Origin of the sequence: Mesorhizobium sp. M00.F.Ca.ET.216.01.1.1, assembly GCF_004010325.2 — a bacterium.
Taxonomy (GTDB): domain Bacteria; phylum Pseudomonadota; class Alphaproteobacteria; order Rhizobiales; family Rhizobiaceae; genus Mesorhizobium.
In genome coordinates this window covers 88329-107126 of record NZ_SADR02000016.1, presented here as the reverse complement: position 1 = coordinate 107126, position 18798 = coordinate 88329, and the positions used below count along the sequence as shown (strand labels likewise).

Genomic DNA, 18798 nt, shown 5'->3' with positions numbered 1-18798 from the left:
GCGCTGCATCCTCTAAGCGGCCGAGAGGCGTGGTGAGGGTATTGCCATAGTCCCACGACGTGTGTGTCAACGGGCTGACATCGCCAGCCAGCAGAAGAATTCGTTTCGTGCCCTCTTCGCGCACAAGATCGCAGGCGGGCGTCATGACGATGAATGCGTCGCGAACGTCTTTGTCCTGATTGGGTGCGGGATAGTCGCGGCGCAGGAAAACATCGCGAAGGCAATCGAGGGCTCGAGCTTGTTGGTCACTACGCCGAGGCGCGCTCGATGCTGCCACACTGTCTGATGAACGAGATGCTGGAGGTCGCTCGTTCCGGCAATATGTGGTGCGGGATAGAGGCTGAGGTCGACATCCTTGAGTGCACGGGCTGCCTCAATGGTGGGGCCATCGGCCTCGATCTCAAACTGCAGGGCGCTGTCGAAGACGTCGACGAGGTAGCTGCCAAGCGGCTGCCCTTCGAAGTTCAGAAGCAGCTGGCTGATCTCACCATAGTCCGAGAGATCGAGCCTTCTCACACTCTTAAAGAAGCGCGCCGTCGCCCCTCGAGGCTCGCTTCGTAGTTGGAGAGGAAGGTTGCGATCTTTAACGCGTCAGCGAGGTGCGTGGCCAAGCGTTCGAGCGTGCGTGGAAGATTATCTGCCTTAAGCAAGTCGTCCTTGCGGTAGAACCTAAACAGGGCGCCAAGCAGCTTCGCCTGGTCGCGGAAATGGGCCCGCTTGTCATTGAGTAGGTTGCTGCGTGACATAAGGGCAACGGGTGGCGGTGACGCTTGGCGTTCAGGGTGCCGCCCAGGTGCTCGGCATTCTCTTTCGCAATGTAGAGTCCGAGGCCGCGCCGCTTCGACTTCTCCTTGAGCGACCAAAAAGGTCGGAAGACTTTTTCGATGTGATCGTGCGCAATTCCGCTGCCATTGTCCTCGAACGTGATGGTGGGCGGGTCGCTCTCGATGGTGACGGTTATGGTGGGAACGAGCCGCGGCTCGCGGTTTTTTCGCACCTGAGTCCAATAGAGTGAGTTGGAAAGCATGTTCTCAATGATCTGAATCAGCATGCCTTTGACAAGGCGCACCCGCACGGGGCTTTTGGGCTTAGTGATCCTGAGCACCACTCCGTGGCGCTCAAACTGTGCGGCATGGCCCTCCTGGATGTCGTCGAAGAGTTCTGCAAGATCGAAGACTTCGGACCGCTGGCGGCCGGAAACGCTGAGCTGATCAAGCACGCGCAGCCGCTTCGACACGCTCTTCATTTCGGAGCGCAAAGTCTCGAGGCGTGCCTTGATCTCCGATGGCAGGTCTCTGCCCTTTAGTGCTTCCAAAGCTTGCAATGCGCCCTCGGTCGCACGGGCAAGTTCGTGTGCCACGACCTCGACCATCAGCCCGACGCCAGCCATCTGAATCATTTGCTTGCCGTCGGCTTCGACTTCTTCGATGCGTTTCTGGGCGCGCGCCGTGAGGTCTTGGAACTCGACGAGCGCGTGCTGGAGATCGTCGACGACCTCTTGCTCTTCCTTGGGTACGAGCCTTCGGACTCGGGCAATCGCGCCGGACGCGCGCGATTTTAGCTGGTCGATTTGCGATTTCACGTCGCCGAGTTCAATTGGGGTCAGCTTGTGGCGCCGATCCACGTCCTTAAAGAAGTCCCAGAGTAGGTCTTTGACGACATGCCCAAGAATCTGAACGAACGCCGTTTGTTCCGGGTTGACGCGGAGTCCCTCGCGATTGGTTTGATCGAGCAGATGTGGGTTGCCCATACGCGTAATCTGAACGTGGCCGACAAACTGGTTCTTGTTCAGAACATAGCCGGTGCGGCCGAGCGCGCGGCGATCCAAGCCGAGCCAGTCATCCTCCTCGTCGCCATAGGGAAAAACGCGGAAGCCATCGCGAAAGAGCAGAATCCCGCTCCAAATCTTCTGCAGGTCGCGGACCTCGTTGCGATTACCGATGCCGTCTATGGCTGTAAAGTGCCGCCGATTGTACCAGTAGCCTTCAAAGTTGAACGGTCCAATCGAGACGAGTGCGCTCGACGGAATCTCGTCCGAGGTTCCAGTGAGGAGGCCCTCGAGGTCTGGCTCAGTGAGTGTAATGACGTCCGCCTCTCTCGGATGGGTGTAGCCGAGGTTGACGGCATCCAGTCGTACGAACAGCTCGGGCTTCCCGTCCTTGATCTCATACTGACCCCTGAATGAGGCGTGAGCGGCTTCCAGAAGTGTCTTGTCCATGAAGTCGATTGGGATAGGCGGGCGCGACGCTGCTCGAACTCACGCTCGATCTCCTCAACCCGCGCGGGCGCGCTGAGTTCGTTGAGCCCTTCGCCCAGACTCCAGGTGAACGGTGAGCCATGGGCACGCGCCGTCTTCTCGTACCCCTTAGCTTCGTGGAATGCTTCGGGGTGCTCGCGCATCAGCCTTGGCCAACGAAGCGGCGGTTTTCTTTGCCCAAGCTGCAGGACTTTGAGGACTCTCATCCGCGAACTGGACGATGACATCGAATGTGCGCAGCGCCCCGGTCGAAAAGTAATGGCTCTTGGCAGCGATCGGTCCCACACCCAATCGTGACGGTAGATCCGCGAGCACATCCGCATCGAGCTTAAACGCGACCTTGGATATGGCCTCGTCGAGGTCGAAATCGCTGCCGGCGAACAGAGCGTAGCCACCGAGCCTGGACTGCCGGATAAGGATCGCCCGGTTGACCAATTCATCGATGGCAGCGGTGACCTCTGCCTTGTTGGCTTCGGGAGCGCACAAGGAAAGGATGTCGTCGGCAGGGATCTCGGCGTGACCCAACGTCACGCCGAAAAAGAACCGCAGTGCGCACACCGTCTGGTTCAGCGCCGGCCACGAGATTCCAGTCGAGACCAGATGCACCTGGAAGGCGCGAACGTCCTCCAGGTCAAGCCGGTCCGGAGATCGGCCACAGTAGCGAGAGAACTTCGCTACCGCGTGCACGTAGGATCGTTGCGTGGCCGGCGACAGATTGCGGATCGTCATGTCCTCGAATCATGCGTCGGCGAAGCGGGCTCAACTCGGCCCATCTCATTGCTCCTGTTCTCAAGGTTGTGCTTCAACAGCAGCAATCCTTCAAAACAGAAGCGTCATTCGCAAACCGGTGCACCAAATGCCGCGTCAGCGGCTTCGTTCAAACCCCTCTCGATTCAACCTGAGGGTCCGACGCTCTAGTGGGGAGCGGCGGCGGCGCGCGGGCGCATCTCTTCGCCAATTCCGTGGTCGAGCTCGCCGGGCGGCGGATTGCGCCGCTCATCTGCTACGAGCAACTCCTCGTCTGGCCTGTCCTGCAGTCGGTGCTGCACGCGCCCGACGCCATCGTCGCCGTCGGCAATGGCTGGTGGGCCACCGGCACCTCTATCGCCGCCATCCAGAACGCGAGCACGATTGCCTGGGCGCGGCTCTTCCGGCTGCCGCTCGTCACTGCCTTCAACAGATGAACAGGGAGCTGCCATGATCGACGCCGCCCTCATCCAGCAATGCGCCGATCCCGGTCTGCAGCCGGCGATCGTCGATAGATTTATCGCCGAGGGCGGCTCACCCGAACCGTTGGCCATCACGGTACAATCTGGCGACCGGCTCCTGCTGGTTCCCCAACCGAGCACGCCGGACGAAGCCATGGCCTTTGGCCGGAAGCATATCGGCAAGGCCGTGGTGCGCGTCGGCGTCACTAAAGGATCATCCAACGTTGTGCTCAGAGCTTCGTCGGATCGCTCGCTGCTCCAAGTCATCCGGGAGGCGACACAGCGCAGTGGCATCGAAACGGACGCCTACTGGGCGACAGCGAGGCGATTCAACGATCTCGAGCGCCTCAACTTCAACAAGACGAAGATCTCCGGCAGCCCCGTTGCGGTTAAGAGTGAGTAGCTCTTCTATTGATATAGGAAATTAAGCAAGGGCAACACTCTTATCTCACGAAGCGGCACTGCCTCGAAGATTTTCGCCGTTGCGGCGCTGTTTGCGTCGGGTGCCGGGACCCATGCCGAAATGCGCCTGAAACGCGCGTGAGAAATGGCTGCGGTTGGAAAACCCCGTGGCAAGCGCCACCTCGACGAGCGGAAGGTTCGACTGCTGCAGGATCTCGTCGGCTTTCTCCAACCGCAAAGACCGATAGAACTGCATTACGCTCTGTCCCAGTTGTTCCTTTGTCAGCCGCTCCAATTGCCGCTCCCCTATACCGCTCAGATGGGCCAGGTCATTCAGGTTCAGCGGGTCCGCGATATGGCTCGTCATCAGTTCCACCATGGCGACTAGCGCGGGATGATGCAGATCATACCTGCGCACCGGGTCCAGTTGCTGCGGGGCCTCGGCCTGCCGGATGCCGGTATGGATGAACCAATCGCTTACCGCGCGGGCTAATTCCACACCGTGATCTGAAGCGATCAGGGCGTGGGCCATGTCCAGCGGAGCCATGCCGCCCGCGCAGGTGAAGCGGTCACGATCAATGACGAACAGGCGCCGTTCGATGAGCGCGTCGGGATACATCTCCCGCATCGCATCAATGTGCTGCCAGTGAATTGTAAACCGGCGTGACGACATCACACCCGCCGCGGCCAGGATTGCCGCCCCGCCTGAGATCCCGCCCAGTGGCACCCCCGAACGGGCAAGACGGCGCAGCCAGCCCAGAATCCTGTCGTCCCGATAGGTCAGCGGATTGCCGCCAGCCACGACAAAGAGAATGTCGAGATCAGTGCCTGCCTCTGAAACAGGCACTGTTTCGAACGCGCCCGAGACGGAACTGCGCATCCAGCCGCCCTGGTCCGAGACGAAGCTGAGATCGTAGAGCCGCCGCTCGCTGAGCAGATTGGCGGCGCGCAGCGGTTCCACCGCCGAGGCCGCGGACATCAGGCCATAGCCTTCGATCAGCAGGAAACCGTATCGCTGCGGTCTGCCGTGACGATACCCGTCAATCATCCCATGGGAATCCTTCCGTCCCATTCATCCTGTTGTATGTCCGACAGGCGCACGCGGATGTCAATTTCAGAAACAACTCTTCGCCCTTGCCGTGACATAGTCTCGGCAGTCCAAGGAGTTCTCGCTATGAGGTTTTCGGGCTTCCGCGTCTTTGCCGAAGCAATCAAGGGGCATACAGGTTGGCGGTCGCTGTGGCGCAATCCCGACCCAAAGCCCGCCTACGATTACGTGATCGTCGGCGGGGGCGGTCACGGTCTGTCGACGGCGTATTACCTGGCCAGGACATTCAGGCAATCTCGTATCGCCGTATTGGAGAAGGGTTGGCTCGGGTCCGGAAATGTCGGGCGAAACACGACGATTATCCGGTCGAACTACCTGCTTGCCGGCAACGAGCCGTTTTATGAGTTCTCGATGAAGCTCTGGGAAGGACTGGAGCAGGAACTCAACTTCAATGCAATGGTCTCGCAGCGCGGCATCATTAACCTGTTTCATACGGATGCACAGCGAGATGCCTTTCGGCGCCGCGGCAACGCAATGATGCTGGCGGGTGCGGACGGCCGCCTGTTGAGCCGTGAGGAACTGCGCGCCATGGTGCCGTTCCTGAACTACAACAACGCGCGCTTCCCGGTCAAAGGCGGCCTGATGCAGCCGCGTGCCGGCACTGCGCGGCACGATGGCGTGGCCTGGGGCTATGCCCGCGGCGCCGACAGCCACGGCGTAGACCTGATCCAGAATTGCGAGGTGAAGGGCTTCCGGGTCGATCGCGAGAAGGTGCGTGGCGTGGAGACCTCGCGCGGCTACATTGCCGCTGAGAAGGTCGGCGTGGCGGTGGCGGGCTCTTCGGGCCGGGTCATGGCGATGGCCGGAATGCGGCTTCCGATCGAAACCCATGTCCTGCAGGCCTTCGTCACGGAGGGGCTCAAGCCCACCATTCCGGGCGTTATCACCTTCGGGGCAGGCCATTTCTACATCAGCCAGTCCGATAAGGGCGGGCTTGTCTTCGGCGGCGATATCGACGGCTACAATTCCTATGCCCAACGCGGCAATTTGCCGGTAGTCGAGGGCGTCGCCGAAAACGGCATAGCAATGATGCCCATGATAGGGCGGGCGCGGCTCCTGCGCATGTGGGGCGGCCTTGTGGACATGTCGATGGACGGTTCGCCGATCATTGACCGCACGCATATTGATGGCCTCTATTTCAACGGCGGCTGGTGCTATGGCGGCTTCAAGGCGACGCCAGCCAGCGGCTATGCCTTTGCCCATCTTCTTGCCACCGGCTCACCTCACGAGACCGCGCGCGCCTACCGGTTCGACCGGTTCGCTCGGGGCTATGTGATCGACGAACGCGGTGCCGGTGCCCAGCCCAATCTCCACTGAGGCGGTCCAATGCTAATCCCCCATCCACTTCTGGGCCTGCGCGATGCTCAGGAATTCACCTATCTGGGCGACGCGCGGCTCATCGACCGTCCAGACCCAACTGCGCCCGATGCCGAGGCCGCCTTTTGCGATTACGTCTTCCTGCGCGACAACCAGGCGGGCGCGCACCGCGAGTTGTGGTTCCACGAGCAGGGTGATCGGTCATGGCTGGTGGTGACGCGCGACACGGTCACCCATGAAGTCCTCTGTGCGGAACTGGCTCGCGATGTCGCCCTTTCGCGGGCGAGGTGCAGCAAATGACACGGCTTGCCGGAGGGCTAATCAACCGCTCGCAGAGCTTGAACTTCACTTTCGACGGCAGGCGGTATCAGGGCCATCCCGGCGACACGCTCGCCTCGGCGCTCCTGGCCAATGGCGTGCGTCTTGTGGGCCGCAGCTTCAAGTATCACCGTCCCCGCGGGGTGCTCTCGGCCGGTTCGGAGGAACCGAACGCTCTCGTCGAACTGCGAACGGGGGCACGGCAGGAGCCAAACACGCGTGCCACGGTGGTGGAGTTGTTCGAGGGCCTGGAGGCACGAAGCCAGAACCGCTGGCCCTCGCTCGGCTTCGACGCGTTGGCTATCAATGATCTGCTGTCGCCCTTCTTCACCGCCGGCTTCTACTACAAGACGTTCATGTGGCCGAAAGGCTTGTGGGAAAAGCTCTACGAGCCGGCGATCCGCAAGGCGGCGGGCCTCGGGCGCCTCTCGATGGAGGCCGACCCGGATACCTATGACAAGGGGTTCCTCCATTGCGACCTGCTGGTTATCGGCGGGGGGGCGGCCGGGCTTGCGGCGGCGCTTACGGCGGCGCGCTCAGGCGCGCGTGCGATCCTCGCCGACGAGGATTTCCGTTTGGGCGGGCGGCTTCTGTGCGAGCTGGAAACGCTGGACGGAGCGCCGGCCACCGACTGGATCGCCGCGCTGGAAACTGAGTTCGACAGCCTGCCGAATCTGCGCGTGATGCGCCGCACCACGGTGTTCGGGATCTATGATCACGGCATCTATGGCGCGGTGGAGCGGGTTTCGGATCACTTGGCGCAGCCGGGTGCCCGCGTCCGCCAGACACTCTGGCGCATCACGGCGAAGCGCGCGGTCCTCGCTGCCGGCGCGACAGAGCGCCCCATCGCCTTTGCCGACAATGACCGTCCGGGAATCATGTTGGCGGGCGCAATGCGGGCTTACGCTAATCGCTGGGCGGCGTGTCCGTCCGAGACGGTCGCTGTCTTCACAAATAATGACGACGGTCATCGCACCGCGCGCGATCTTGCCTCCAAGGGCGTCCATATTGCTGCCGTTATCGACGCGCGCCCCAAGGCAACAGCCTTGGCCGACTACCGCGTTATTACCGGTGGCATGGTCACCGCCTCACGCGGCCGGCTTGGCCTGAAATCGATCGAGGTTCACGCAAACGGCAGGTCCGAATGGATCGAGTGCGGCGCGCTGGGAGTCTCGGGCGGCTGGAACCCGAATGTGCATCTGGCCTCGCACAATTGTGGCCGGCCGATTTGGAATGATGTATTGCAGGCGTTCCTGCCGGGAGAGGATGGTCCCTCGGGAGTGCTTCCGGCGGGCGCGGCGGCGGGGCATTTTTCGACAGCCAAGACACTTCGCTCGGGCGCGGCGGCAGCACTGCGCGCGCTGAACGTACTCGGAATTGCGGCAGCACTGCCCAGTCTGCCGCGCTCGGAGGAGTCGCGCTACGGAGTCGCGCCCATCTTCCACGTGCCGGGCAGGAAACGTGCCTGGGTCGATTTCCAGAACGATGTGACGATGAAGGACATCAAGCTCGCTCACGCCGAGAACATGCGGGCCGTCGAGCATCTGAAACGCTATACGACGCTGGGCATGGCGACGGATCAAGGCAAGACAGCCAATGTAACCGGGCTCGCCGTGATGGCGGAACTCACTGGGAAAACAATCCCGGAAACCGGCACGACGATCTTCCGCCCGCCCTACACGCCCGTAGCACTTTCGGTGCTGGGGGGCGGCGATGCAGGGCCGCATTTCCGACCGCGCCGCCTGACGCCGACCCATCATTGGGCCAAAGCGCAAGGCGCGGTGTTCGTCGAGGCCGGCCAGTGGATGCGTGCGCAATACTATCCGCGTCCGGGCGAAACGCATTGGCGCCAGAGCGTGGACCGTGAGGCCAGGGCCGTGCGCAGCGCGGTGGGCCTGTGTGACGTGACCACGCTCGGCAAGGTCGATGTGCAAGGCGCCGACGCCGGCGAGTTCCTCAACCGGCTATACAGCAACGTGATGGCCACGCTGAAGGTCGGCCGTGTCCGCTACGGGCTGATGCTGCGCGAAGACGGCTTCGCCTATGACGACGGCACCTGCGCCCGGCTGGCCAAGGATCACTATGTGGTCACCACGACGACGGCCAATGCGGGGCTGGTCTACCGCAACATGGAGTTTGCGCGGCAATGCCTCTGGCCGGATCTCGATGTGCAGATCTTTTCCACGACCGAGGCCTGGGCGCAGATCGCCGTCGCCGGGCCGAAATCGCGCGCCCTGCTCGCCCGCATCGTGGGCGGCTTCGATCTGTCGAACGAGGCCTTCCCCTTCATGGCCTGCGCGGAGCTCACCGTGTGCGGCGGGCTGCGCGCGCGGCTCTTCCGCATCTCGTTTTCGGGCGAGCTTGCCTATGAAGTTGCGGTTCCCGCACGATACGGCCACGCATTGATGGAGCGGCTCGTGGAGGTGGGTGCCGATCTCGGAGTGACGCCTTACGGGGTGGAAGCGCTGTCCGTGCTGCGGATCGACAAGGGACACGCCGCCGGCCCCGAGTTGAATGGACAGACGACGGCCGCCATGGTCGGACTCGGCAGTATGGTGTCGCAGAAGAAGGATTCCGTCGGCGCCGTGATGTCGCGGCGCGAGGGCCTTGCGGGCGACAGGCGACGCCTGGTGGGGCTGCGGCCCGTAGATCCGGCCGGGAAGGTGGTCAGCGGCTCGCATCTTTTTGCCGAGGACGCGCCGCAGAGTTTTGACACTGATCAGGGCTGGGTCACGTCGGCCTGCTACAGTCCGCATGTCGGCTCGATGATAGGGCTCGGTTTCCTCGAGAACGGCGATGAACGGCTGGGCGAGGTGATCGTGGCCGCGAACCCGCTCGAAGGCGAAAGCGCGCGCCTGCGCGTCGTCCCTGCCTGTTTCGTCGACCCCGAGGGAGAACGTCTGCGTGACTGACCTGAGACCTATCACCGCGCTCGGCACCGTGACACCCGGATACGCATCCTTCGGAGCGCTCGACCTGCGGGAGAATGCCGGTCTCGCGCTTGCCTCTCTGGCGCTGCGCCGGGGAACTCTTGAGCCGACACCCTTTGGGCTCACTCTTCCCGAACCAGGCCGCTGGGTTGCATGGCAGGGGGTTGCCGCGCTGTGTACCGGACCGGATCAGTGGATGATCGAGGCCGAAGGCCGCGCCGAGCTGGATTTTTCCGCCGAGCTCAAGCAGGTCGCCCCCGGCTGCTCGGTGACCGAGCAGACCGATGGCTGGGTGGCGATCGAGATTGTCTCGCGGGCAGGCACAGGGCTCGAGGCGTTGCTGTCGAAGCTCGTCAATATCGATCTCGCGAATTTTGGTCCGGGCGGTGCGACACGGACCGGCCTTGAGCATATGAGCTGTTTCGTCATCCGCCGTGGCGACGTCCATGCCGCCGTGCTGGGCGCGCGCTCGTCCGCCGGATCGCTCTGGCATGCGCTGGAAACGGCTGCAAAGCGGCTCGAGGAGAAGGTGGCGTGACTGCCCAGATCATCGACGGAAAGGTGTCCGCGGCGCAGCTGCGTTCGAGAGTGGCTGGGCATGTAGCGTGGCTCAAGAAGGACCACGGCATCACGCCGGGCCTGGCTGTCGTTCTGGTAGGCGCTGATCCGGCGTCGGAAGTCTATGTGCGTAACAAAGGACGGCAGACCATCGAAGCTGGCATGAGGAGCCTCGAGTACAAGCTGCCCACTGAAACGAGCGGCTGAATGCCGATCCTGAGATTCACGGTATTCTCGTCCAACTGCCTCTACCCAAACATCTGAACGCGGATCTGGTGATCAATGCGATCGATCCGGCAAAGGATGTCGATGGGTTTCACGTCACGAATGTCGGGCTTCTGGGCACGGGACAAAACGCGATGGTCCCGTGTACCCCGTTGGGATGTCTGATGATGCTGCGCGGCCATCTAGGCGATCTGTCCGGGCTCGAAGCGGTGGTCGTGGGGCGCTCGAACATCGTCGGAAAACCGATGGCGCAACTTCTGCTCGGCGACAACTGCACTGTAACCATCGCTCATTCGCGTACACGCGATCTGGCCTCAATCTGCCGCCGCGCCGACATCCTTGTCGCTGCCGTCGGCCGCCCCGAGATGATCCCCGGCGACTGGGTCAGGCGCGACGGTAATCGATGTGGGCATCAATCGGATCGCACAGGACGGCAAGCAACACTTGGTAGGCGACGTGGATTTCAGCAGCGCGGCCGAGATTGCGGGCACCATAACGCCAGTGCCGGGAGGTGTCGGTCCCATGACCATCGCCAGTCTGCTCGCTAACACGGTCACTGCCTGCTGCCGTGCCCACGGGCTACAAGCGCCCGAGGGGCTGGCCGTATGAGCCTTGTTCATGTCCGGCAGCCTACCTGAAACGCCGAACGAATCTGTTCTGCACACCCCGAGAAAATCGATATGGAAAAATACTGCCTGACCGTCACCTGCAAGTCGAAACGCGGGATCGTGGCCGCCATCGCAGGTTACCTCGCCGAGAACGGCTGCAACATCACCGACAGTTCGCAATTCGACGATGCGCAGACCGGCAATTTCTTCATGCGCGTGAGCTTCGTCTCGGAAGATGGCGTTGGCCTTGATGCGCTGCGCAGCGGTTTTGCCGACACCGCCCAAGCGTTCGGAATGGATTTTGCCTTCCACGACGAGAGCCACAGGATGAAGGTGATCATCATGGTTTCGCGCTTCGGCCATTGTCTCAACGACATCCTATATCGCTGGCGCATCGGGGCGCTACCCTTCGACATCGTTGCGGTGATCTCGAACCATCTGGACTGTCAGAAGCTCGTCGTGAACCACGACATCCCGTTCCACTACGTCAAAGTGACGAAGGAGAACAGGCGCGAAGCCGAAGCGCAGCAGATGCGAATTGTCGAGGAGACCGGCGCGGAGCTGATCGCGCTTGCCCGCTACATGCAGGTGCTCTCGGATGAGATGTGCGAAAAGATGTCCGGCCGCATCATCAACATCCACCACTCTTTCCTGCCCTCCTTCAAGGGGGCGAACCCCTATAAGCAGGCTTTCGAGCGCGGCGTGAAACTCATCGGCGCGACCTCGCACTATGTCACCGCCGATCTCGACGAGGGGCCGATCATTGAGCAGGACATCGTGCGCGTCACGCACGCCCAGAGCCCGTCAGACTACGTCTCGCTCGGGCGCGACGTCGAAAGCCAGGTCCTCGCACGCGCCATCCACGCCCATATCCACCGGCGTGTCTTCCTCAATGGAAACAAGACGGTGGTCTTCCCCGCTTCGCCAGGCTCGCTCGCTTCGGAACGGATGGGTTGATGAGCCATGTGCACCTCAGTCCCGAACACAGCTTTGAGCTTTCTCCAAAACGTCGATCTCAACTTCAGACACGCTATGTCGTTTCTCGATCTACCCGAGGGATTGGCCGAGCGGATCATCCAGTGCAATTAGACATATACGGTGCGCTTTGGGGTAAGGCTGCGAGGACGCATGTATAGCTTCGCCGGCTAGCGATCGGTGCACAGCGAGCATTGCGAGCCGGTAAAAGGCGGCATCCGCTTTGCACCTGACGCTGCTGCCGAAGAGGTGGAGGCGCTGGCGGCACTGATGACGCTTAAATGCGCGCTGGTCGATGTCCCCTTTGGAGGTTCGAAAGGCGCGCTCAGGATCGACCCGCGTGAATGGACACCGCAGGAGCTCGAGCGCATTACCCGGCGCTTCCCCAGGAACTCACCAAGCGCGGCCTGATCGGCCCCAGGGCTAAACGTGCCGGCTCCGGACGTGGGCACGAGTGAGCGGGAGATGGCCTGGATGGTAGATGAGTTCCGTCGTGCCAATCCTACCGATGTGATCAACGCACGCGCGTGCGTGACGGGAAAGCCGCTCTCAAAAGGCGGCATCGCAGGACGAACGGAGGCGACAGGCCGAGGCGTGCAGTTCGCCATCCAGAGCTATCTGCGTGATCCCCGCACGCCGGGAATTGCGGGACGGCGCGACCTCAAGGGAACGTCTGTGATCGCGCAGGGGTTCGGCAATGTGGGTTACCACGCCGCAAAGTTTCTCTCCCAGGAGGATGGCGCGCGGATCCGGTCGTTACCGAACGCGACGGATATGTCGCCAATCCCGAAGGCCTCGCGATAGAGGCGCTGAAGCAGCATCAGTTGCGTACCGGCAGCATTATCAGCTTTGCCGGGGCCAAGTCGTTCGCCGGCGACACGACAGGTCCGGAACAGCCTTGCGACATTCTGATCCCGGCGGCGATGGAAAACTCGATCCACATCGACAATGCCGAGCGCATCAAAGCCTATCTCCTTGTAGAGGCCGCCAATGGCCCGGTCACCTTCGAGGCCGACCAGATGCTGCGCTCCCGAGGTGTGACGATCCTCCCGGACCTCTATGTCAACGCAGGAGGCGTAGTGGTCAGCCATTTCGAATGGGTGAAGAACCTGACCCACATCCCGTTCGGCTTGATGGAAAGACGGCGGCGGGAGCGGCGCAACCAGACAATCGCCAGGGCGCTCGAGCGGATGACGGGCAAGCCGTTCCCCGACGACATGCGCGATGAATTTCTTGAAGGGGGAGCCGAGATTGATCTGGTTCGCTCCGGCCTCGAGGATGTGATGCGCAGCACTTGGACACGTATCGCCAGCCTCCTGGAGGAACATCCGGAACTGTGTGACTACAGGACGGCGGCATATGTCGCATCCATCCGGAAGGTTGCTGACGCATATGAGGCCATTGGCATTTGAGTTCCCAGTTTGAGAACAGCAGGAAGGCGTAGGGAGCGATGACGGAAGTTGGCCATCCATTGAGAAGCATTTACTCAGTTCCAACAGGCGACCGCCTATGCTTTCCGTATCGGCTGGCGCAGCCCGAAGCGTCCGCGGCGGCGGCAACCGGCTATCGGCGTCTACTCTGTAACACCCGGCTGGCCCCCCTATTGGGCGCGAGTTGCCGAAATCGGCCCTGCCGAAGCGATAGACTGCCGCCGCTGTCCCGTCGTCACGAGACCGAGACCTGTGCGCGGCTCGCCCTGCCGGTGTCCTCCCTACCGGGCAGGGCGCCATTTCCAAGCGCTGGATGGGGGCATTTGCAGCGGGTTGGGGATTGAGGGGTTTGACTTTGGGTGAATCGCGTCGTCGGCGCCGTGATCAACGGCTTCCGGTCGGTTCCCTTTATTATCCTGCTCGTCGCACTCATCCCGGTGACGCGCCTGGTTGTTGGCACTTCGATTGGCACCTGGGCGGCGATCGTCCCACTATCGATCGCGGCGACCCCCTACTACGCGCGCATCGCGGAGGTCTCACTGCGCGAAGTGGATCGCGGGCTGATCGAGGCGGCCCGCGCCATGGGCGGCAACCGATGGACGATCGTGCGCGAGGTGTTGGTGCCTGAAGCGCTACCTGGCATCTTGGCGGGCTTCACCGTGACGCTGGTGACGCTTGTGGGGCTTCGGCCATGGCGGGCGCGATCGGCGCCGGCGGGCTGGGCGATCTCGCCATCCGCTACGGGTACCAGCGCTTCGAGACCGCCGTTATGGTCGCGGTGGTGATCGTGCTGATCATCCTCGTCTGCGGCATCCAGTGGATAGGCGACAGGCTCGTCGCTCGGCTCGACCACCGGGTATGATCCAGCTGAGATCGCGCCTCGGGCTGACGGCTGGCCCGGCGCCCCGCTGCCGCTCACTCGAGCCGCACGATGAGTTTGCCGAAATTTGCGTCCTTCCAGGAGGCCCATGAACGCCTTCGGCGCATTCTCGAGCCCCACGATGATATCCTCGCGGTAGCGGACCTCGCCGGTGGCTATCAATTCCGCCATCTCGTGATAGTAGGTCGACCGCTGATCGGCAAACTCACGCTGGATGAAGCCGCGGCTGGTGAGGCTGCGCGACAGGACGGCCCGCATGATCACCGGAAGCTGGTTGGGACCAGGATGCTCCACGGCGTTGTATTGCGAGATCAGGCCGCACACGGGAACGCGCGCGAACTCGTTCAGCAGCGGAAAGACCGCATCCCAAACGTGCCCACCGACATTCTCGAAATAAACGTCGATCCCGTCTGGGCACGCGTTCCGCCAGCTGCTGCGCGAAACCCGTTGCGTGATGGTCGATAGCGACGTCGAAGCCGAGATCCTCGCGCACGAAGGCGCATTTTGCAGGCCCGCCGGCGATGCCGACCGCACGCGCCCCTTTATCCTGGCTATCTGGCCGACGGCTGAGCTACCGGGCCTGAAGCGGCCGCCACGACGACGGTTTCGCCCGCCCTCGGCTTGCCAATAGTGAGCAGCCCCGCATAGGCGGTGAAACCCGGCATGCCGAGCACGCCAAGCTGTTGTGAGGGGCGCGGCGCCGGGGTTGAGCTTGCGAAGACCTGCGCATCCGAAAGCGCATGGCTCTGCCAGCCCCAATGTGACAGCACTAGACTAGGAAGCCAATACGTCGGCCAAGGGCCAAATTGCCGCTCATACAAAGAAAAAGCAGCGCGGGAGGAGGTGCACCGCCATTCAGCGCCGGCATCCAATCTGGGAGGAGTAGATGGCCGACAAGAGGATTGTCGCTTGGCAGTTAATGGTGAGAATGCGGTCGTTTCGGTTGGGTTTGGCAGTTAATTGCGAGAATGGGGTAGCTCGGTTCTTAATTTAACTGCAATCGCATCAGCGTGAAGGTCATGAATTCTTTGAATTTTATATACCGTCTTCGGGAAATTCGATCCCGTTGCGTTGCCGACGCTGCTTCTCACATTAAATGCCAATGGCCGGGTATGATTATCAAATTAGGTGCACGTTCTCAAATTAAGTGCACAGCTAAACAACTGAAATCATTGACAAGCGATTCTCATAATTAACTGCAAAGCGACACTTCCATCTCCACTCACGCAACATTGAGCATCGAGTGCTCGACGGGGTGGTTCCGATCTAATCGCGAGCGGGAACTACAGCCTCGGAGCTGATTATGGGGGTCACGGATGGAGCGAGCGTCGTTGCCGTCGCCGACCTGCTCGATCAGCTATACGCGGCTGGGGTTATCGAAGAGGACCTCGACGACATTTCGCTTGGCAGAACGGGATGACGGGCGCGGCCGCGGGCTTTTTTGTCCGCAACGCCACTGCCCTGCGTCCCACTCGGGTGAAGCGGGCTATCGCGGCCTTCCTCGACGAAATCGAGGTGCTCGCCGAGGCTTCGCCGCTGACAATGGCGCCAAGCTTACCGGACCCTCTATGCCGACGGTTGGCATTGAAGTCATTGGCCAGCCAGGCCGGCGTGGTGTTCCCCTCACGGATCATCTTGTCCCACCTCCAGGTCATCGAACGCGTTGTTGCCCGCTCGGCTCGCGGATGAAGGCGTGAAGCGGCTGATGACATTCCCGGCGGGGCGGCGAAGCCCCTGAGCCACGCGACCGAAAGCGGCGCAACAGGGCAGCTGGTCTGCGAAGAGTTCGCGGTCGAGCCGTCGGCGGCAGGCGGTGTAATAGATCCTTCAAAGAAATTCATAGACTCTTAGCAACTCCAAACCGGTGCCAATGCTAACAACATAGACTCATTAAACGCCGTCTCGTTGGCCTTCTTTGTTGCAGGAGCTGACTTGGGAAGCATCCCGATCCGTGTTGATGGTATAGCCATCCATATGAAGCGCGCCGTCCACCCCCACCACGCAATCACAACGATCGGGCAAGCCGCCATGACAAAGGCTTAGTTAATCCATTGAGCATCTCACGCTTCCTCAAATTATAAGAGCCGACGCCAACAACGGAATTGCGGCTTCATAGCGCCTCGCCATCTCCACAAAGTCAAGGAATTCGGACATGCAGCGCATTTCAAGACTAGGCCACAACCGGGGAGAGGTCGTTGGACCGAGATCTCGCGACGAGTTTCAACGGTCGCTAAAGATCACGCCAGGCGGAAGCATGCGTGCTGCGCCTTTCTTCGCTCCACACCCGCCCTATGCTGTGTCAGTGCGGGTTGCTGGATCACCGACGCGGACGGCAGGAAGGTCTTCGACTGCGAAAACAATTTCTTCTCGCTCGTTCACGGCCATGCCATTCCGCCGGTGATCGAGGCGCTGCACAAGGTCCTGGACGACGGCACCGCATTCGGGCTTCTGACCACCAGCGAGACCAGGCTTGCGGAAGCAATCACGACGCATTCGCCGAAGCTTCAGCAAGTCCGCTTTACGAGCTCCGGCACCGAGGCTGTTATGTTCGCTGTCAAGGCCGCTCGCGCTATTGCAGGGCGCCCGATGAATGCCAAGTTCGAGGGCGCATATCACGGCGCCTATGATTATGTGGAAGTGAGCCTTGATTCTGCACCAAATAACTGGGGCGATTCGTCGCCTAGCAGTGTGCTCTATGCCAGTGGAACTTCCGCCTCCACCGCCGCGGATGTCCTTGTCCTTCCTTACAACGAGCCCAAGTCGTGCAGAGAGCTCATCCGTAAACACCATGAGCGTCTCGCCGCGATTCTTCTCGATCCAGTTGCTTCCCGCGTGGGCATGGTTCCGATAGAGGTGGATTTGCGGGATGTGATCCAGGATTGCTGTAACCGCTACGGTATCCTGCTTGTGGTTGACGAGGTCGTTTCATACCGCGTCGGTTTCCGCGGAGCCCATGACGTCTTCGGCTTTGAGCCTGATCTGGTCGCTTTGGGCAAGATCATCGGCGGAGGTTTGCCCGTTGCGGCCGTAGCGGGGCCTGCGTCGCACATGGCGGTCTTCGATCACACCAAGGGTAAACCAGCCGTCTCCCACGGCGGCACGTTCAGCGCCAACCCGCTCAGCATGACAGCTGGGCTGGCGGCACTGCAATCATACACGAAGGATGCCGTGGCCCGCCTTAACCAGATGGGCGACACGCTTCGCAGTGAAGACACCGAGCAACTCAGAAGGCGCGAACTCCCCGCGCAAGTTACCGGCATGAGCTCCCTCTTTCGGCTCCACCTGAAGGCTGAAGTTGTCCGAAACTACCGGACCTCGTTCCCAAGCGTCTTGCAGAAGGCTGCGCTGGCAAAGGTGCACCGTGCAATGCTGGAACGGGGTTTTCTGATGACGCCGAATTGCTCTGGCGCGCTGTCGACCCCGATGAGCGAGACCGATATCCAAGATTTAGCCGCAGCGCTCGTGGATGCCGTCCATGAAGTTTGGAAGCAATCTCCGTGGGACTAATGGAACAAGCGGTGGAAAACGCAGTCGCCGCAGCGCTCGCTCGGCATCCTCGCCGACATGGGACGAGGTCCGAGGGGAAATGAATGAACACCCAAGCAAATAGCCGGCGATGTCGTTGGTCCCGAAGCAACTTCGCGGACCATCTGCTTTACGCTCGCCGGTTCGAGGAAAAGACACGACACCGGTCCGGCAGTTGACTTCGGAGACCTCTACGAACATAAAATTCGACAACTTTTTCAGCTTGCCGCGTCTACGAGCCGGCGTCCCTCGCCATCTAGGCCCGCGAGCCTTCGCCCGACTCATCAACTTGGAAGGCCCCGATCTCCCTCCGAGGAACCCGAACGATATTGCGATCATAGCCCACCCCAGAGGAGCCATGGGCAACCTCTGGGGGTACCTGCCGCATCGACCATCGGTTGGAATAAAAGAACTGCTCGGTTCCAAGAAACAGTGGCGACATAGATATCCATGGAACCGTGATCAGTCCCTCCGCCAATAATTTTGAGAGCACGGCACCGCTACCATACGCGCCGATTACGAAAGTGCCGTTGATCTCCTGTTTAATCGCGTGGAAGTAGGCGAGGATGGGGCCGTCGATCTGCGTAGCCGGATAGTCCAAATCGACGGCGAAAAAAATCGTACTGCCTCTATCTTTCGGCTGGCCGACGCGCTTTGCGAACCCCATAGCACTCTTTGCATTTGCAGTACCGATCGAGCTCGAGAAATTGGAAATATGGCGGCTGCTGTCCTGGAAAATCGGTAGAATTCCGAAACCGTGCCCAAATAGTAGTTTGGCCTCCACTGGTGTGATGGTTTTTGGCCTCGCGGAACTCGCGTAATACCTAATGACCGTGGTCACCCCCGATCTTCGCAAGAAAGTGAGAAATTTCCGGGCTGCCGCATTGTTGAGACGGACGCTGACATCCGCTGCGGACCATCCGTCCGCCTTCGCGAAGTCTTCATGATAGGGCATGGGCTTTCCCGCTACAAAGCGCACCACCGACTTCGCTCCACAATGTGCGGTATTCACATACTCAACGAGCGTGCTGCTCCTTCTGGCTGAACGTAAAGTCAG

General features: G+C 61.2%; 13 protein-coding genes and 7 pseudogenes. 15 read left to right on the top strand and 5 right to left on the bottom strand.

Features of this window, described 5'->3' with window-relative positions; genetic code table 11:
* Nucleotides 1-153: 153 nt before the first annotated feature.
* Nucleotides 154-561 carry a hypothetical protein gene (locus EN859_RS38700; protein WP_210237707.1) on the top strand — a complete coding sequence of 136 codons (408 nt, stop codon included), beginning with the start codon at nucleotides 154-156 and terminating at the stop codon, nucleotides 559-561.
* Nucleotides 562-583: 22 nt separating this feature from the next.
* On the opposite strand, the gene EN859_RS20915 is transcribed toward EN859_RS38700, so the two are convergent.
* Together EN859_RS20915 and EN859_RS20905 are read right to left on the bottom strand one after the other, a co-directional pair.
* A complete protein-coding gene (locus EN859_RS20915) occupies nucleotides 584-2218 on the bottom strand; it encodes a HAMP domain-containing sensor histidine kinase (RefSeq protein ID WP_126038379.1) in 1635 nt (544 codons plus the stop codon).
* Between the two features lie 543 nt (nucleotides 2219-2761).
* Nucleotides 2762-3035 (bottom strand): annotated as a pseudogene (locus EN859_RS20905) (site-specific integrase); the annotation flags it as partial.
* A 142-nt stretch (nucleotides 3036-3177) separates the two neighbouring features.
* Between EN859_RS20905 and EN859_RS20900 the strand changes: the two are divergent.
* Nucleotides 3178-3441: pseudogene (locus EN859_RS20900) on the top strand (nitrilase-related carbon-nitrogen hydrolase); the annotation flags it as partial.
* Nucleotides 3442-3454: 13 nt separating this feature from the next.
* Nucleotides 3455-3868, top strand: a complete 414-nt coding sequence (locus EN859_RS20895; protein WP_126038385.1) for a hypothetical protein — start codon at nucleotides 3455-3457, stop codon at nucleotides 3866-3868.
* A gap of 45 nt (nucleotides 3869-3913) precedes the next feature.
* On the opposite strand, the gene EN859_RS20890 is transcribed toward EN859_RS20895, so the two are convergent.
* Nucleotides 3914-4915 (bottom strand): GlxA family transcriptional regulator, encoded by a 1002-nt coding sequence (locus EN859_RS20890; RefSeq protein WP_126038388.1) that lies wholly within the window; start codon nucleotides 4913-4915, stop codon nucleotides 3914-3916.
* Between the two features lie 126 nt (nucleotides 4916-5041).
* Between EN859_RS20890 and EN859_RS20885 the strand changes: the two genes are divergently transcribed.
* From EN859_RS20885 to EN859_RS20850, 10 genes and pseudogenes are all read left to right on the top strand, one after another.
* Nucleotides 5042-6292: a sarcosine oxidase subunit beta family protein gene (locus EN859_RS20885; protein WP_126038391.1), complete on the top strand. Its 1251-nt coding sequence runs from the start codon at nucleotides 5042-5044 to the stop codon at nucleotides 6290-6292.
* 9 nt (nucleotides 6293-6301) lie between these two features.
* The gene (locus EN859_RS20880) at nucleotides 6302-6592 is read left to right on the top strand and encodes a sarcosine oxidase subunit delta (protein WP_126038394.1); all 291 of its coding nucleotides are present in this window, start codon (nucleotides 6302-6304) and stop codon (nucleotides 6590-6592) included.
* Nucleotides 6589-9522 (top strand): sarcosine oxidase subunit alpha family protein, encoded by a 2934-nt coding sequence (locus EN859_RS20875; protein WP_126038397.1) that lies wholly within the window; start codon nucleotides 6589-6591, stop codon nucleotides 9520-9522. The genes EN859_RS20880 and EN859_RS20875 overlap by 4 nt, the downstream gene beginning before the upstream one ends.
* Complete coding sequence (locus tag EN859_RS20870) at nucleotides 9515-10078, top strand: sarcosine oxidase subunit gamma (protein ID WP_126038400.1); 564 nt, start codon at nucleotides 9515-9517, stop codon at nucleotides 10076-10078. Before EN859_RS20875 ends, EN859_RS20870 begins: the two co-directional genes overlap by 8 nt.
* A pseudogene (locus EN859_RS40535) lies at nucleotides 10075-10362 on the top strand (tetrahydrofolate dehydrogenase/cyclohydrolase catalytic domain-containing protein). Before EN859_RS20870 ends, EN859_RS40535 begins: the two are co-directional and overlap by 4 nt.
* A gap of 95 nt (nucleotides 10363-10457) precedes the next feature.
* Nucleotides 10458-10658: pseudogene (locus EN859_RS40530) on the top strand (bifunctional methylenetetrahydrofolate dehydrogenase/methenyltetrahydrofolate cyclohydrolase); the annotation flags it as partial.
* A 70-nt stretch (nucleotides 10659-10728) separates the two neighbouring features.
* On the top strand, nucleotides 10729-10932 hold the full coding sequence (locus EN859_RS40525; RefSeq protein ID WP_348632936.1) for a hypothetical protein: 204 nt from the start codon (nucleotides 10729-10731) through the stop codon (nucleotides 10930-10932).
* A gap of 71 nt (nucleotides 10933-11003) precedes the next feature.
* Nucleotides 11004-11888, top strand: coding sequence for a formyltetrahydrofolate deformylase (gene purU / locus EN859_RS20860; RefSeq protein ID WP_126038403.1), 885 nt, complete (start codon nucleotides 11004-11006; stop codon nucleotides 11886-11888).
* Nucleotides 11889-11963: 75 nt separating this feature from the next.
* Nucleotides 11964-13318: pseudogene (locus EN859_RS20855) on the top strand (Glu/Leu/Phe/Val dehydrogenase).
* 371 nt (nucleotides 13319-13689) lie between these two features.
* Nucleotides 13690-14198 (top strand): annotated as a pseudogene (locus EN859_RS20850) (methionine ABC transporter permease); the annotation flags it as partial.
* Between the two features lie 53 nt (nucleotides 14199-14251).
* On the opposite strand, the pseudogene EN859_RS38695 reads toward EN859_RS20850, so the two are convergent.
* Nucleotides 14252-14989 (bottom strand): annotated as a pseudogene (locus tag EN859_RS38695) (zinc-binding dehydrogenase); the annotation flags it as partial.
* A gap of 643 nt (nucleotides 14990-15632) precedes the next feature.
* On the opposite strand from EN859_RS38695, the gene EN859_RS38215 reads away from it, so the two are divergent.
* Complete coding sequence (locus EN859_RS38215; RefSeq protein WP_189350299.1) at nucleotides 15633-15905, top strand: hypothetical protein; 273 nt, start codon at nucleotides 15633-15635, stop codon at nucleotides 15903-15905.
* 423 nt (nucleotides 15906-16328) lie between these two features.
* Complete coding sequence (locus tag EN859_RS20830) at nucleotides 16329-17723, top strand: aminotransferase class III-fold pyridoxal phosphate-dependent enzyme (protein WP_126038409.1); 1395 nt, start codon at nucleotides 16329-16331, stop codon at nucleotides 17721-17723.
* A gap of 274 nt (nucleotides 17724-17997) precedes the next feature.
* Here EN859_RS20830 and EN859_RS20825 read toward each other — a convergent pair whose 3' ends face one another.
* Nucleotides 17998-18696: a glycoside hydrolase domain-containing protein gene (locus EN859_RS20825; RefSeq protein WP_126038412.1), complete on the bottom strand. Its 699-nt coding sequence runs from the start codon at nucleotides 18694-18696 to the stop codon at nucleotides 17998-18000.
* Nucleotides 18697-18798: the final 102 nt, after the last annotated feature.

What these genes read in the sequence shown, in the direction of transcription:
- EN859_RS20895 (WP_126038385.1), top strand. Translation starts at nt 3,455, where the DNA reads ATGATCGACGCCGCCCTCATCCAGCAATGCGCCGATCCCGGTCTGCAG.
- EN859_RS38215 (WP_189350299.1), top strand. Translation starts at nt 15,633, where the DNA reads ATGACGGGCGCGGCCGCGGGCTTTTTTGTCCGCAACGCCACTGCCCTG.
- purU (WP_126038403.1), top strand. Translation starts at nt 11,004, where the DNA reads ATGGAAAAATACTGCCTGACCGTCACCTGCAAGTCGAAACGCGGGATC.
- EN859_RS20885 (WP_126038391.1), top strand. Translation starts at nt 5,042, where the DNA reads ATGAGGTTTTCGGGCTTCCGCGTCTTTGCCGAAGCAATCAAGGGGCAT.
- EN859_RS20880 (WP_126038394.1), top strand. Translation starts at nt 6,302, where the DNA reads ATGCTAATCCCCCATCCACTTCTGGGCCTGCGCGATGCTCAGGAATTC.
- EN859_RS20890 (WP_126038388.1), bottom strand. Translation starts at nt 4,915, where the DNA reads ATGATTGACGGGTATCGTCACGGCAGACCGCAGCGATACGGTTTCCTG.
- EN859_RS20875 (WP_126038397.1), top strand. Translation starts at nt 6,589, where the DNA reads ATGACACGGCTTGCCGGAGGGCTAATCAACCGCTCGCAGAGCTTGAAC.
- EN859_RS20915 (WP_126038379.1), bottom strand. Translation starts at nt 2,218, where the DNA reads ATGGACAAGACACTTCTGGAAGCCGCTCACGCCTCATTCAGGGGTCAG.
- EN859_RS20825 (WP_126038412.1), bottom strand. Translation starts at nt 18,696, where the DNA reads ATGCCCTATCATGAAGACTTCGCGAAGGCGGACGGATGGTCCGCAGCG.
- EN859_RS38700 (WP_210237707.1), top strand. Translation starts at nt 154, where the DNA reads ATGCGTCGCGAACGTCTTTGTCCTGATTGGGTGCGGGATAGTCGCGGC.